The sequence below is a fragment of the Streptomyces sp. NPDC036815 genome, from assembly GCF_055609205.1.
The window spans coordinates 86,230-100,215 of record NZ_JBVJPW010000017.1 but is presented as its reverse complement, the minus strand read 5'-3'; the positions used below and the strand labels follow the sequence as shown (position 1 = coordinate 100,215).

General features: G+C 72.7%; 11 protein-coding genes and 1 pseudogene. 11 read left to right on the top strand and 1 reads right to left on the bottom strand.

Going from position 1 to position 13,986, the window contains the following annotated elements; genetic code table 11:
* The first annotated feature begins 112 nt into the window (after nucleotides 1-112).
* From ACZ69I_RS28685 to ACZ69I_RS28670, 4 genes are read left to right on the top strand one after another with little or no spacing between them, the layout of a single operon-like run.
* Nucleotides 113-889: an alpha/beta fold hydrolase gene (locus ACZ69I_RS28685; protein ID WP_470835487.1), complete on the top strand. Its 777-nt coding sequence runs from the start codon at nucleotides 113-115 to the stop codon at nucleotides 887-889.
* On the top strand, nucleotides 886-2,202 hold the full coding sequence (locus ACZ69I_RS28680) for a cytochrome P450 (protein ID WP_470835485.1): 1,317 nt from the start codon (nucleotides 886-888) through the stop codon (nucleotides 2,200-2,202). Before ACZ69I_RS28685 ends, ACZ69I_RS28680 begins: the two co-directional genes overlap by 4 nt.
* Before the next feature lie 51 nt (nucleotides 2,203-2,253).
* Entirely contained in the window at nucleotides 2,254-3,612 is a 1,359-nt protein-coding gene (locus ACZ69I_RS28675) for a DUF1266 domain-containing protein (RefSeq protein ID WP_470835484.1), read from the top strand.
* Nucleotides 3,613-3,616: 4 nt separating this feature from the next.
* A complete protein-coding gene (locus tag ACZ69I_RS28670) occupies nucleotides 3,617-4,171 on the top strand; it encodes a hypothetical protein (RefSeq protein ID WP_470835483.1) in 555 nt (184 codons plus the stop codon).
* Between the two features lie 196 nt (nucleotides 4,172-4,367).
* On the opposite strand, the pseudogene ACZ69I_RS28665 reads toward ACZ69I_RS28670, so the two are convergent.
* Nucleotides 4,368-4,784 (bottom strand): annotated as a pseudogene (locus ACZ69I_RS28665) (Pycsar system effector family protein); the annotation flags it as partial.
* Between the two features lie 213 nt (nucleotides 4,785-4,997).
* Here ACZ69I_RS28665 and ACZ69I_RS28660 point away from each other — a divergent pair.
* From ACZ69I_RS28660 to ACZ69I_RS28630, 7 genes are all read left to right on the top strand, one after another.
* Nucleotides 4,998-6,038, top strand: coding sequence for a LacI family DNA-binding transcriptional regulator (locus tag ACZ69I_RS28660; RefSeq protein ID WP_467680319.1), 1,041 nt, complete (start codon nucleotides 4,998-5,000; stop codon nucleotides 6,036-6,038).
* Nucleotides 6,035-7,630, top strand: a complete 1,596-nt coding sequence (locus ACZ69I_RS28655) for a sugar ABC transporter ATP-binding protein (protein ID WP_470835482.1) — start codon at nucleotides 6,035-6,037, stop codon at nucleotides 7,628-7,630. The genes ACZ69I_RS28660 and ACZ69I_RS28655 overlap by 4 nt, the downstream gene beginning before the upstream one ends.
* Complete coding sequence (locus tag ACZ69I_RS28650; RefSeq protein ID WP_470835481.1) at nucleotides 7,620-9,566, top strand: ABC transporter permease/substrate-binding protein; 1,947 nt, start codon at nucleotides 7,620-7,622, stop codon at nucleotides 9,564-9,566. Before ACZ69I_RS28655 ends, ACZ69I_RS28650 begins: the two co-directional genes overlap by 11 nt.
* A 126-nt stretch (nucleotides 9,567-9,692) precedes the next feature.
* The gene (locus ACZ69I_RS28645; protein ID WP_467680313.1) at nucleotides 9,693-10,616 is read left to right on the top strand and encodes a ribokinase; all 924 of its coding nucleotides are present in this window, start codon (nucleotides 9,693-9,695) and stop codon (nucleotides 10,614-10,616) included.
* On the top strand, nucleotides 10,613-11,002 hold the full coding sequence (gene rbsD / locus ACZ69I_RS28640) for a D-ribose pyranase (protein WP_470835480.1): 390 nt from the start codon (nucleotides 10,613-10,615) through the stop codon (nucleotides 11,000-11,002). The genes ACZ69I_RS28645 and rbsD overlap by 4 nt, the downstream gene beginning before the upstream one ends.
* A 196-nt stretch (nucleotides 11,003-11,198) precedes the next feature.
* The gene (locus ACZ69I_RS28635) at nucleotides 11,199-12,536 is read left to right on the top strand and encodes a M28 family metallopeptidase (RefSeq protein WP_470835478.1); all 1,338 of its coding nucleotides are present in this window, start codon (nucleotides 11,199-11,201) and stop codon (nucleotides 12,534-12,536) included.
* A gap of 126 nt (nucleotides 12,537-12,662) precedes the next feature.
* A complete protein-coding gene (locus tag ACZ69I_RS28630; protein WP_470835477.1) occupies nucleotides 12,663-13,937 on the top strand; it encodes a hypothetical protein in 1,275 nt (424 codons plus the stop codon).
* Nucleotides 13,938-13,986: the final 49 nt, after the last annotated feature.

The window sequence follows — 13,986 nt, the reverse complement described above, 5'->3', positions numbered from 1 at the left end:
GCTGCGGGGCGGGCCGTGGGCGCCCTTGCGCGGTACCGGGGTTGGGGACACCGTGGTCACGGCGCCCGCACCGAGCGGGGCCGCCCGGACCCCGTCGGCGATCGGAGCCGCAGTGACCTCCTTCCCGCTCCCCCACACCCTCATCGGCGAGGGCCCGCACAAGGTGTTCGCGGTGCACGGCTGGTTCGCCGACCGCACGGCGTACGAGCCGGTGCTCGCGGACCTCGACGGCGACGCGTTCCAGTACGCGGTGGTGGACCTGCGCGGGTACGGCGAGGCCAAGGACGCCGTTGGTGCGTACAGCACCGCCGAGGGCGCCGCCGACGTCCTCGACCTGGCCGACCGGCTCGGCTGGGAACGGTTCTCGCTCGTCGGCCACTCCATGGGCGGCGCCGTCGCCCAGCGCGTCCTGGCCGCGGCCCCGGACCGGGTGCGCCGCCTGGCCGGCGTGTCGCCCGTACCCGCCTCGGGACTGCAACTCCCGCCGGACCAATGGGAGTTGTTTGCCTCTGCCGCGCTCGTACCGGAGAACCGGCGCGCCATCATCGACATCACCACGGGCGGTGCACGCCCCCGGGCCTGGCTCGACCGGATGGTGCGCCGCTCCCTCGCGGTCAGCGACGCGAAGGCGTTCCGCGCCTGGCTGGACTCGTGGGCGGGCGACGACTTCCACACCGAGGTCGACGGCTCGCCCGTCCCCGCGCTCGCCGTCACCGGCGCTCTCGACCCCGCGCTCTCGGCGGACCTGATGCGCGCCACGTGGCTGCGCTCCTACCCGCGCGGCGCGCTCGCGGAGCTGTCGGGGGCCGGGCACTACGCGATGGACGAGGTGCCCCTGGAACTGATCAGCACGGTGGAGGACTTCCTGCGCGCGGACGACGGCGCGTGAGCCTGCGCGGCGCGTCGGCGGGCACGCCGCCCGTCCCCGACGTCTTCGACCCCCGACTGTACGCGGAGGGCGTCCCGTACGACCGCTACCGCGTGCTGCGCGACCACCACCCCGTGGCGTGGCAGGAGGAGACGGCGGTGCTCGGCTGGCCCGCGGGCCCGGGCTTCTGGGCGGTCACCCGGCACGCGGACGTGGTGACCGTCCTGAAGGACGCGTCGACGTACTCCTCGTACCTGGGCGCCACCCAGATCCGCGATCCCGCGCCGGACGACCTGCCGTTCATCCGCCGCATGATGCTCAACCAGGACCCCGCGGCGGCCGCGCGCCCCCCACGGGGAGAGACGGGCGCCGCCGACCACGGCAGGCTGCGCAGGCTGGTCAGCCGCGCGTTCACACCGCGGCGGATCGAGCGCTTCGAGAATGCGGTGCGCGAGCGGGCCCGCACGCTCCTCGACGCCGCCGTGGCGCAGGCCCGCGCGGGGGACGGCACCTTCGACGTCGTCACCGCCGTCACCGACGACTACGCCCTGCTCAACCTCGCCGACCTGCTCGGCATCCCGGCGGCCGACCGCGGCCTGCTCCTGCACTGGACGCAGCGCGTCATCGGCTACCAGGACCCCGACGAGGCGGCCGCGCCCGTGCTCGGCCCCGACGGCGCGCCGCTCAACCCGCGCTCGCCCGCGATGCTGCGCGACATGTTCGAGTACGCGGGGACGCTGGCCGCGCACAAACGCGCGCACCCGGGCGACGACGTCCTGACGACCCTGGCCGCCGACCCGGAACTCACCGACGGCGAACTGGAGATGTTCTTCTTCCTCCTCACCGTCGCGGGCAACGACACCGTGCGCAGCGCCGCGCCCGGCGGTCTGCTCGCGCTCGCGGAGAGCCCGCGCGAGTACGAGCGGCTGCGCACCGGAGCGGTTCCCGCCGCCACCGCCGTGGAGGAACTGCTGCGCAGGCACCCTCCGGTGCTCAGCTTCCGGCGCACGGCGACCCGCGACACCGAGCTCGAGGGCACGCGCGTCGCGGCCGGGGACAAGGTCGTCGTCTTCCACGCGTCCGCCCACGACGACGAGCGCGTCTTCACCGACCCGCAACGCCTCGACCTGGCGCGCTCGCCCAACCCGCACGTGGCGTTCGGCGACGGCCCGCACGTCTGCCTGGGCGCGCACTTCGCACGGCTCCAACTGTGGGTTTTCTACGAGGAGTTGGCGCGCGCCCTGCCAGTCCTGCGGCTCGCGGCGCCGCCGCGCAGGCTCGTCTCGCACTTCATCAACGGACTGAAGTCGGTACGCGTCGAGGCGCCCGGGTAGAGTGCAAGATCGCGAAATCCGGCGCGGGTGCCCGAGCGGAGAGCCAGATCCATGCACGACGAGTCCCACAACGCGCTTGCTGACGCGTTCCACGACGAGTTCCATGACGACGTCTTCCCCGACTTCCCCGCGCCGGAGGACGGCAGCCCCTGGCAGGCGCCCGCCGACCTCGAACAGCACCTGTACGAGCTGTGCCAGGAGGACGACGCGTACGGGTATCTGCGGGCGATAGCCGTCGAGGGCCTGTACCGCCCGGTAGCGCTCGACAGCCCCGCCGACCCTGATGACTCCGCCGGTTCCGACGGCTCCTACGCCTCCGAACGCGACGCCGCCGCAAGCGAGTTGCTCACCATCGACCTGCCGGACGGCAGGAAGGTCGCGCAGCTCTACACAGCGGGCGTGCTCCCGCGCCCGCACCCCGCCGTCGTCTACGAGTACGTCACCCTCGACTCGCTCGCCGCGGGCTGTCCCGACGACGTGGACCTGCTCGTCGTGAACGCGGCGACACCGTGCCAGCAGTTCTTTTCGACGACCGACGACGAGCGCGAGGTCTGGTCGGACCTGCACGCCACGCACCACCGCCCCGGCAACCTCACCGACCGCGTCGAGACCCGCCGTACGGGAGCTCCCGCGCCCGGCAGCCCGCTCCTGCACGGCCTGGCCTGCGGCGCGCACCTGTGCTTCGCCAACGGCGACGCCTGGAACACCGTCGACTGGCACGGCGCGGGCCACCACAACGAGGTCGACCGGCTGGCGGAGTGGTGGGGCGTGCACGACCGCGACGACTGGCTGTCCCTGCAGGAGCGGCTGCTCACCCGTGACGTCAGCCCCTGGTACTGGGACTTCGTCCTCGACGCCCGCGCGGGGCTGACACGGCGCGGCGGCCCCCGCGTCGACACGGAGCGGTGGCGCGACGAGGTCGAGGCGGCGCTCCGGCACCGCGTCGAGGAGACCTCTGGCCCCAGCGCCCCGCACCGCCCGGGCGCGGACTCCGAACCGGACCGCTTCGTGGCGCACCTGCGCGCCCTGGTCGGCAAGGTGATCCGTTACGAGGCCCGCTTCCGCGCCGACGGACTGCTGCCGCCCGACGGCCACGTCACCACGGTCGCGGCGTGGGACATCGGCCGCGCATCGAAGATGGCCCGCTGGGGCGCGGGCGCCCGCTACGCCACCCGCGCGGAGATGCTCAAGGCCCTGGAACGCGCCTCCGAGGCCGCACGGTCCGCGTACACCTCCTGGGAGACGTTCTCGGCGGGCTACGTCCTGGGCCGCTGCCTCCACTTCGACGAGGAGTCGTTCGGCCCCTGGTACACCGACGTGCTCCGCGCCCACCGGGCTCTGACGACGGACCCGGACAGCCCCTGGCTGACGGTGGAGTTCCAAGGAGACCGGCCGCGCGAGGAGGGATGAAGCGATGACGCTGCGTTCCGACGTGGCCGAGTTGCTGGCGGGGGCCGGGATCCTCGACGTGGACGTCGACGACGCCGTCGCGGACGAGCACGTCAGGTCCTCCGCGTACCAGCGCGTCGTCCTGGTGACCGCCTCCTCGCGGAGCCGTGACCGGGACCGCGAGGTCGTGGCCACGATCCTGCGCGATCCCCACGAGATGGGGTCGAGGACGGCGGTGGTCGCCCTCGTGGACAGGATCGCGACGAAGGCGACCGGTCCCGCCGAGTTCCGGCGGTGGTCGGCCGAACTGCTGCCGGAGATCGACCGGTTCGAGACTGCGGAGTCCCGCGAGTTCCTCCGCCGCCGCATCCACGACTGGCTGTTCCGGCTGTCCGTCGAGGACGGTCACGTGCCGACTCCGGCCGAGTTGGCGCGGGTCACGGACTGGATGCAGCGCTTCCTCGCGGAGCGGTCGACTTCGCCGTCGCTGCTCGCCCTGCTCGCCGAGGCGGCCCGCACCAGGAAGACACGGAACATCGCGAAGAACCGGGCCCGAAGCCGCGGGCCGGGAACAAGGTGAGTGGGTGGTCCGTCCTGCGGGAGAACCCGCCCAGGACGAAGGCGGGGTATGCGGACCGGGCGGCGGTGACGGAGGCGGCACAGGCGACGTGGGCGACGCAGGCGACGGAGGCGGCGCAGGTCGGGGCGTGCCGCGCCGCCCCGCCCCGCACAGCACCCGCATCCCGGCACGTCACCCCGCCCCCCAGAACCGTCGCCACGGTCAGGAGCACCAGCCCCGCCTTGATCAGCCGCCCGGCCCTCCGCAGCCCCTGGTACTTCGCCACGGCTATGCGCGAAAGGACGCGGAGCTCGTCGAGCTCGTAGTCGGCTTCGAGCGCCTCGCGCAGCCGGTCGGGCTCGCACCGCGACCACGTCAGGAAGCTGCCGCGGCCCGAGGCGTCGAGACGCGGCAGGACGACGCCCAGCAGCGACCAGACGGCGGCCATCGCCGCGCCGCTCCCGGCGGCGGCGAGCACGGCGACCGGCCACGGCTCCTGGAACAGGCCCCTGGCGTGCCCCCCGAAAGAGGCCACCGCGACCGCCAGACCGGCCAGCGCTATCGACGCCTGCGTGTTGGCGCTCTGCAGCTCGGCCCGCACCACGGCCGATTCCTCCTGCGCACGGGAAGCCATGCCCGCACCCCCTCCCGTCGTAATGCCCCGACCCTCGGAATGCCCCACCCCTCGCAATGCCCCGACCGTTCGACGTGGCGCGCCGTCCGCGAGGTTCCCGCGTCCCGCCGCCACATCACGATCGGATCTCACGCCCCTTCCACCCCTTGTCAGGTCCCCGTGTAATCGTTTCCAATCCTCCGTGTAATCGATTCCACGAGGAGGTGGACCGAGATGGCTCCGAGTTCGGCGAGCATCAAGGACGTCGCGGCCGAGGCCGGTGTGTCCGTCGCCACCGTGTCGCGGGTGCTGAACGAGCACCCCTCCGTGAGCCCCGCCTCCCGCGCCCGGGTGCTCGCCGCCGTCGAGGCGCTCGGCTACCGGCCCAACGCCGTCGCCCGGTCCCTGCGCACCGACCAGACCCGGACCCTCGGGCTCGTCATCAGCGACGTGCTCAACCCGTACTTCACCGAGCTGGCCCGCTCCGTCGAGGAGGCCGCCCGCGCGCTCGGCTACAGCGTGATCATCGGCAACGCCGACGAGCGCCCCGAGCTGCAGGACCACCACGTACGGACCCTGCTCGACCGGCGGATCGACGGCCTGCTCGTGTCCCCCACCGACGGCGGGTCGCCGCTCATGCTCGACGCCGTCCGCGCCGGGACCCCGATGGTCTTCGTGGACCGGTGGATCCCCGGCGTCGACGTCCCCGTGGTCCGCTCCGACGGGCGCGGTGCCGTCCGCGACCTCGTCGCCCACCTGCACGGACTCGGCCACCGCAAGCTCGCCATCATCGCGGGCCCGGCCGCCACCACCACCGGCAGCGAGCGCGTCGAGGCCTTCCGGGACGCGCTGCGCGAGCACGGCACCGCGCTGCCCGACGCCTACATCGGGCAGGGCGACTTCCAGGCCGACAGCGGACGGCGCGCCACCGAGCGCTTCCTCGCCCTGCCCGAGCCGCCCGACGTCGTCTTCGCCGCCGACAACCTGATGGCGCTCGGCGCCCTCGACGCGATCCGCGCCCGCGGCCTGCGGGTCCCGCACGACATCGGGCTCGCGGCCTTCGACGACATCCCGTGGTTCGTGCACACCGACCCGCCCGTCACCGCCATCGCCCAGCCCACCGCCGACCTCGGCCGCGCCGCCGTCCAGGCGCTGATCGACCTGATCGAGGGCAGACGCCCGCAGTCCGTGACCCTGCCCGCCCGCCTCGTCGTCCGCCGTTCCTGCGGTGCGGGCGCCGGCGAGGACACTCCCGTACGAAGGAGCAACCCGTGAGCGACCACGACGAGTCGCCGCGCAGACAGGACGAGCTGCTGCGCATCGAAGGCATCCGCAAGACGTTCCCCGGCGTCGTCGCGCTCGACTCCGTCGACTTCGATCTGCGCCGCGGCGAGGTGCACGTCCTGCTCGGCGAGAACGGGGCGGGCAAGAGCACCCTCATCAAGATGCTCTCCGGCGCCTACCGCCCCGACAGCGGGCGCGTCCTCGCCGAGGGCCGCGAGGTGCGCATCCACGGCGCGCAGGACGCCGAGCGGCTCGGCATCGCCACCATCTACCAGGAGTTCAACCTCGTCCCCGACCTGACCGTCGCCGAGAACATCTTCCTGGGGCGCCAGCCGCGCCGCTTCGGTCTCGTCGACCGGAAGAGGATGGAGGCGGACGCCGAGGCGCTGCTGAAGCGGGTCGGCGTGCGGGTGTCTCCGCGCGCGAAGGTCCGCGAACTGGGCATCGCCCGGCTGCAGATGGTCGAGATCGCCAAGGCGCTGAGCCTGGACGCGCGGGTGCTCATCATGGACGAGCCCACCGCCGTCCTCACCTCCGAGGAGGTCGACAAGCTCTTCCGGATCGTGCGCACGCTGCGCGAGGACGGCGTCGGCATCGTGTTCATCACCCACCACCTGGAAGAGATCGCCGCGCTCGGCGACCGCGTCACCGTCCTGCGCGACGGCCGCAGCGTCGCCCAGGTGCCCGCCTCGACGGACGAGGACGAGCTCGTCCGTCTGATGGTGGGACGCAGCATCGAGCAGCAGTATCCGCGCCAACGCCCGGACACCGGGCCGCCGTTGCTCCGCGTCGAGGGCCTCACCCGCGACGGTGTCTTCCACGACGTCGGCTTCGAGGTGCGGGCCGGTGAGGTCGTCGGTCTCGCGGGCCTCGTGGGCGCGGGCCGGACCGAGGTGGCGCGGGCCGTCTTCGGCGCCGATCCGTACGACGCGGGCACCGTCGACGTACACGGTGAGCGGCTGCCCCGGCACGACGTGAACGCGGCGATGGCCGCGGGCGTCGGCCTGGTCCCCGAGGACCGCAAGGGCCAGGGGCTCGTCCTGGACGCGTCCGTACGGGAGAACCTCGGCCTGGTGACGCTGCGTTCGGCGACGCGTGCCGGGCTCGTGGACCTGAAGGGGCAGCAGCGGGCGGCGGCCCGGATGGCCGAGCAGCTGGGGGTACGGATGGCCGGGCTCGGCCAGCACGTCCGCACCCTCTCCGGCGGCAATCAGCAGAAGGTCGTCATCGGCAAGTGGCTCCTCGCCGACATCAAGGTGCTCATCCTCGACGAGCCGACGCGCGGCATCGACGTGGGCGCGAAGGTCGAGATCTACCAGCTGATCAACGAGCTGACGGCCGCCGGGCACGCCGTCCTGATGATCTCCAGCGACCTGCCGGAGGTCCTCGGCATGAGCGACCGGGTCCTCGTCATGGCGCAGGGCCGGATCGCCGGCGAGCTCACGGCCGAGGAGGCCACCCAGGACGCGGTGATGGCACTCGCCGTCAGCAGCGCCCCCGTACCAGCAGACCACGCAGAACAAGCAGACCAAGCGGCACCGAACGCGCACGACACGACAGCGGAGGGCACCCGTGGCCACTGAAACCCTGAAGCGCGACGCGGGTGGCGCACCGACGCTCCGCCGCGTCCTGCTCGACAACGGCGCGCTCAGCGCACTGATCGTCCTGGTCGTGGCGATGTCGCTGCTCTCCGGCGACTTCCTCACCACCCAGAACCTGCTCAACGTCGGCGTGCAGGCCGCGGTGACCGCGATCCTGGCGTTCGGCGTCACCTTCGTGATCGTCTCGGCGGGCATCGACCTGTCGGTCGGCTCGGTGGCCGCGCTGTCGGCCACCGTCCTTGCCTGGACGGCGACTTCACAGGGGCTGCCGGTGTGGCTCGCGGTCGTCCTGGCCGTCGCCACCGGCATGGCCTGCGGGTTCGTCAACGGACTGCTGGTCTCGTACGGGAAGCTCCCGCCGTTCATCGCGACGCTCGCGATGCTGTCGGTGGCCCGCGGCCTCTCCCTGGTGATCTCGCAGGGCAGCCCGATCGCGTTCCCCGACTCCGTCTCCCACCTCGGTGACACCGTCGGCGGCTGGCTGCCCGTCCCGGTGATCGTGATGGTCGTGATGGGTCTGGTGACGGCGGTCGTCCTCGGGCGCACGTTCATCGGCCGGTCCATGTACGCGATCGGCGGCAACGAAGAGGCGGCGCGCCTGTCCGGGCTGCGCGTCAAGCGTCAGAAGATCGTGATCTACGCGCTCTCCGGCCTCTTCGCGGCCGTCGCGGGCATCGTGCTCGCCTCCCGCCTGGTCTCCGCGCAGCCGCAGGCCGCGCAGGGCTACGAGCTCGACGCCATCGCCGCGGTGGTCATCGGCGGCGCGAGCCTGGCGGGCGGGGTCGGCAAGGCCTCCGGCACGCTGATCGGCGCGCTGATCCTCGCGGTCCTTCGCAACGGGCTCAACCTCCTCTCCGTGTCGGCCTTCTGGCAGCAGGTCGTGATCGGTGTCGTCATCGCGCTCGCGGTCCTCCTGGACACGCTGCGGCGCAAGGCGGGCGCGACGCCCGGTGCGTCCTCGGGCGCCTCCGGGGGCGTGCGCGGCAAGGGGCCGCGGGCGGTGAAGTACGCGGTCGCCGCCGTGGTCGTGGCGGCGGTGGTCGGCGCGGTCTCCTTCTTCACCTCGGGCTCGTCGGGCACCTCGACGAAGGTCGGCATGTCGTTGTCCACGCTCAACAACCCCTTCTTCGTGCAGATGAAGGAGGGCGCGCAGGCCGAGGCCGAGAAGGCGGGCATCGACCTGACGGTCACCGACGCGCAGAACGACGCCTCGCAGCAGAGCAACCAGCTGCAGAACTTCACCGGATCGGGCGTGAAGTCGATCATCGTGAACCCGGTGGACTCCGACGCCGCGGGCCCCGCCGTGCGCGGCGCCAACCAGCAGGACATCCCGGTGATCGCGGCGGACCGCGGGGTGAACAAGGCGGAGACCGCGACGCTGGTCGCCTCCGACAACGTCGCGGGCGGCAGGCTGGCGGCGAAGACGCTGGCCGAGAAGCTCGGCGGCAAGGGCAGGGTCGTCGTCCTCCAGGGCACGCCCGGCACCTCAGCGAGCCGCGAGCGCGGGCAGGGCTTCGCCGAGGGCATCAAGGCGTACCCCGGGATCGACGTCGTCGCCCGGCAGCCCGCGGACTTCGACCGCACGAAGGGCCTGGACGTCATGACGAACCTGCTCCAGTCCCACAAGGGCGTGAACGGCGTCTTCGCCGAGAACGACGAGATGGCGCTCGGCGCGGTCAAGGCGCTCGGCGACAAGGCGGGCGAGTCCGTGCCGGTGGTCGGCTTCGACGGCACTCCCGACGGTCTCGCGGCGGTCGAGGCGGGCACGCTGTACGCGTCCGTGGCACAGCAGCCCGGGGAGCTCGGGAAGATCGCGGTGCGCAACGCGGTGCGGGCCTCGCAGGGCAAGAAGGTCCAGGAGACGGTGAAGGTGCCGGTGAAGGTCGTCACGTCGAAGAACGTGAAGGACTTCTCCTGAGCGTCCGAGCGCCCTGGCGCCTGAGCTCCTGAACTCCTGAGCTCATGTGCCCCGGGCGCTGGCCTACGGCCGTTCCGAGTACCGTCGCCACCGCACCTCATCGCACGAAAGCAGGAACAAGCACACATGAACGACGACTACGAGCTCCTCGTCGTGGGCTCCGCCAACGCCGATCTGGTGATCGGCGTGGAGCGGCGCCCCGCCCCCGGCGAGACGGTCCTCGGCTCCGACCTGGCCGTGCACCCGGGCGGCAAGGGCGGCAACCAGGCGGTCGCCGCCGCCCGCCTCGGCGCCCGCACCGCGCTCCTCGCCCGGGTCGGCGACGACGCCCACGGACGGCTCCTCCTGGACGCGCAGCGCGCGGCCGGGGTGGACACCGACGGCGTCCTCCAGGGCGGCGCGCCCACCGGCGTCGCGCTGATCACGGTCGACCCGTCGGGCGACAACAGCATCGTGGTCTCCCCCGGCGCCAACGCGCGCCTGACCCCCGAGGACATCCGCGCGGCGAGCGGCCTGCTCTCGGCGGCCCGGGTGGTCTCCAGCCAGCTGGAGATCCCCCTGGACACGGTTGCCGAGGTCGTCCGCGCGCTGCGCCCCGGCGCCCGCTTCGTCCTGAACCCCTCACCGCCGGCCCCGCTGCCGGACGAGGTCCTGTCCGCCTGTGACCCCCTGGTGGTCAACGAACACGAGGCCCGCGTGATCCTCGGCGACGGCGCGGGCGACTCCCCCGAGGAGTGGGCGCGCGGGCTGCTCGCGCTCGGTCCCCGCTCGGTGGTGATCACGCTGGGCGCCGAGGGCGCGCTCACCGCGGACGGCTCCGACGTCGTACGGGTGCCGAGCCCGAAGGTCGACGCGGTGGACACGACGGGCGCGGGCGACGCCTTCACGGCGGCGCTCGGCTGGCGCCTGGGCCTCGGCGAGGACCTGCCGACGGCGGCCGCGTACGCGGTGCGGGTGGGTGCGGCCGCGGTCACCCGCAAGGGCGCGCAGGACTCGTACCCGACGGCTTCGGAGCTCGCGGCGACCGCCCCCGAGGTTCCGTCGCCGTGAAGAAGTCGGGCATCCTGAACCGTCATCTCGCGGGCGCGCTCGCGGAGTTGGGGCACGGTCACACCGTGCTCGTCTGCGACGCGGGCATGCCGGTCCCGGCGGGGCCGCGCGTGGTGGACCTGGCGTTCCGCGCCGGGGTCCCCTCGTTCGCGGACGTCCTCGACGGGCTCCTGGCCGAGCTGGTGGTGGAGGGCGGCACGGCGGCGGAGGAGGTGCGGGCGGCGAATCCGGCGGCGGCGCGGCTGCTGCGGGAGAGCCTGCCCGCGCTCGGCCTCGTCCCTCACGAGGAACTCAAGCGCCGCTCGGCCGACGCCCGCCTGGTGGTCAGGACCGGTGAGGCGCGCCCGTACGCGAATGTGCTGCTGAGGTGCGGGGTCTTCTTCTGACGCGGCACGGGCGCCACCGAGCCGTCCGCTATCCGAACGCGCCGGACCGCATTGAGACCGGTTCCCCCTCTTGACTCACGGTCGTCCCGCCCTCAACATCAGGCAACGCACAGCTCCAAAGGCGCCCCGCGGCACCCGCGTCGCAGGGCGCCTCGCACGTTCCGTCCCTCTCGCTGTTCGGAATACGGAGCCCCACATGAAACTCTCCAGACCCGCCCTGCCCCGCTCCCTCGGACGGGCCGGCGCCGGCGTGGCCGTGCTCGCCGCGGCCGGCCTCATCGCCACCGCCGCGCCCACGGCCCTCGCCTCGCCCGCCGCCCCTTCGCCCACACTGGCGGCGCCCGACATCCCGCTCGCCAACGTCAAGGCGCACCTCTCCCAGCTCCAGTCCATAGCCTCGGCCAACGGCGGCAACCGCGCCCACGGTCGCCCCGGCTACAAGGCCTCCCTCGACTATGTGAAGGGCAAGCTGGACGCGGCCGGATTCACCACCCGCATCCAGCAGTTCACGTCCAGCGGCGCCACCGGCTACAACCTGATAGCCGACTGGCCCGGCGGCGACGAGAGCAAGGTCCTGATGGCAGGATCGCACCTCGACAGCGTCTCGGCGGGCCCCGGCATCAACGACAACGGCTCGGGCTCGGCCGGCATCCTGGAGACCGCGCTGGCCGTCTCCCGCGCACAGCTCCAGCCCGCCAAGCACCTGCGGTTCGCCTGGTGGGGCGCCGAGGAGCTGGGCATGGTCGGCTCGCGCTACTACGTCAACAACCTCCCGTCCGCGGACCGTTCGAAGATCAGTGGCTACCTGAACTTCGACATGATCGCCTCACCGAACCCGGGCTACTTCGTCTACGACGACGACCCCACCATCGAGAAGACGTTCAAGGACTACTACGCGGGCCTGAACGTGCCCACCGAGATCGAGACCGAGGGCGACGGCCGCTCCGACCACGCGCCGTTCGACAGCGCGGGCATCCCGGTCGGCGGCCTGTTCAGCGGCGCCGAGCGCGCCAAGTCCAGCGCGCAGGCCCAGAAGTGGGGCGGCACGGCGGGCCAGGCCTTCGACCGCTGCTACCACGCGTCGTGCGACACCTCGTCGAACATCAACGACACCGCACTCGACCGCAACAGCGACGCCATCGCGCACGCGATCTGGACCCTCGGCGCGGGCACCACGGTCCCGCCCGGCGACACCTACGAGAACACCACGGACGTCGCCATCCCGGACAACGGCGCCGCGGTGACCTCGACGGTGAACGTGTCCGGCCGCACGGGCAACGCCCCCGCCACCCTCAAGGTGGACGTCGACATCCGCCACACCTGGCGCGGCGACGTGGTCGTCGACCTGCTCGCCCCCGACGGCACGGCGTACCGCCTGAAGAACTCCAGCGGCAACGACTCGGCGGACAACGTGATCGCGACCTACACGGTCGACGCGTCCAGCGAAACGGCCAACGGCGCCTGGAAGCTCCGCGTCCAGGACGTGGCGGCGCAGGACACGGGGTACATCAACAGCTGGAAGCTGACCTTCTGACGTAGTCCGGCGTACCGGTCCTGCAAGGATCCCGCAAGCGTCGCGCAAGCTTTCCGCCCGTGCTCCGGGGCACCCCCGACCCGAAGCACGCTACCCGTCAGGAGACCACAACATCCGGGGGAAACAATGGCGAACGACAGCAGAACCGCCGCGACAGCGGTGTTACCCGGATCCGGAGTCCGCTCCGGATCCGGGCCCGAGACGCAGTGGCTGACCCTGCCTCACTGCAAGCGCGTACTCGTCGTCGTACACACCGAGGTGTACGGCAGCCGGCTGCGGGACCTGCTTCCGCTGCTGGAGTCGGACCTGCGCGTCCAGACCCACTTCACTATCGCCCCCCATGCCTTCAACGCGGGGGCGGAGCGCGTCCTGCGCACCCTGGGCAACGCGGTGCTGCCGTGGGAGGCAGCGCTGCGGATGGAGTTCGACCTCGTCCTCGCCGCCGGTTCCCAGGGCGTCCACCGGCTGCACGGCCCGTTGCTGCGCATGCCGCACGGCGCCGGACACATCAAGCTGTCCCGGCTCGCGGACGACCGTGACCCCGGAGCGCCCCGCACCGTCGGAGAACTGGGGCGGCAGTATCTGACACGGCACGGCAAAGTGGTGCCGAAAGCGCTGGCGCTGGCCCATCGCGAGGAGCTGGCCACCCTGGCCCGCACCTGCCCGGAGGCACTGCCCGTCAGCGAGGTGGTGGGGGACGCCTGCCACGACCGGCTCGTGGCGAGCCTGCCGCTGCGCGGGCGCTACCGCGCGGCGCTGGGCCTGCGCCCGGGGCAGCGCCTGGTCCTCGTCTCCTCCACCTGGGGCCTCGGCTCGTCGTTCCACGGCCTGGACGCCCTCCTCCCCCGGCTCCTGACCGAACTCGACCCCGCCCGGCACCTGGTGGCGATCCTGGTGCACCCCAACGTCTGGTCCCGTCACGGCGACTGGCAGGTGCGGTCCTGGCTGGCCGCCGCCGGGCGACGGGGGATCATCGTGCTGCCGCCGGACACCGACTGGCGCGTACCGCTGATCGCCGCGGACTGGGTGATCGGCGACCACGGATCGGTCACGCTGTACGCCACCCTCACCCGCTCGGCCATCCTGCTGGCCCGCTTCCCGGCCATGGACGTGAATCCCGACTCGCCCGCGGCCGAGCTGGCCAGGACCGCGCCCGCCCTGTCGCCCGCGCACCCTCTGGTGGAGCAACTCGCCTACGCGCGTTCGGAGTACCCCGCCGAGGAGTACCGGCGGATCGGGCGGCGCATCTCCTCCGAGCCGGGCCGGTTCGCCCGCAACACACGAAAGTTGATGTACCGGCTGCTCGGTCTCGGCGAGCCCGCCTACGAGGCATCGCTACCGTCGCTGCCGTCCCTGGTGAGCCGGGCCGGTGCGACGGCAGGCGGTGAGATCCCGGGATGAGCGCGCTCACCGTCCCCGACGACGCGGTGATCGTCTGTCTCGACTGCCC

Excerpts from the sequence above, each read along its gene's own strand:
- ACZ69I_RS28675 (WP_470835484.1), top strand. The coding sequence starts at position 2,254 with ATGCACGACGAGTCCCACAACGCGCTTGCTGACGCGTTCCACGACGAG.
- ACZ69I_RS28670 (WP_470835483.1), top strand. The coding sequence starts at position 3,617 with ATGACGCTGCGTTCCGACGTGGCCGAGTTGCTGGCGGGGGCCGGGATC.
- ACZ69I_RS28660 (WP_467680319.1), top strand. The coding sequence starts at position 4,998 with ATGGCTCCGAGTTCGGCGAGCATCAAGGACGTCGCGGCCGAGGCCGGT.
- ACZ69I_RS28645 (WP_467680313.1), top strand. The coding sequence starts at position 9,693 with ATGAACGACGACTACGAGCTCCTCGTCGTGGGCTCCGCCAACGCCGAT.
- ACZ69I_RS28635 (WP_470835478.1), top strand. The coding sequence starts at position 11,199 with ATGAAACTCTCCAGACCCGCCCTGCCCCGCTCCCTCGGACGGGCCGGC.
- ACZ69I_RS28630 (WP_470835477.1), top strand. The coding sequence starts at position 12,663 with ATGGCGAACGACAGCAGAACCGCCGCGACAGCGGTGTTACCCGGATCC.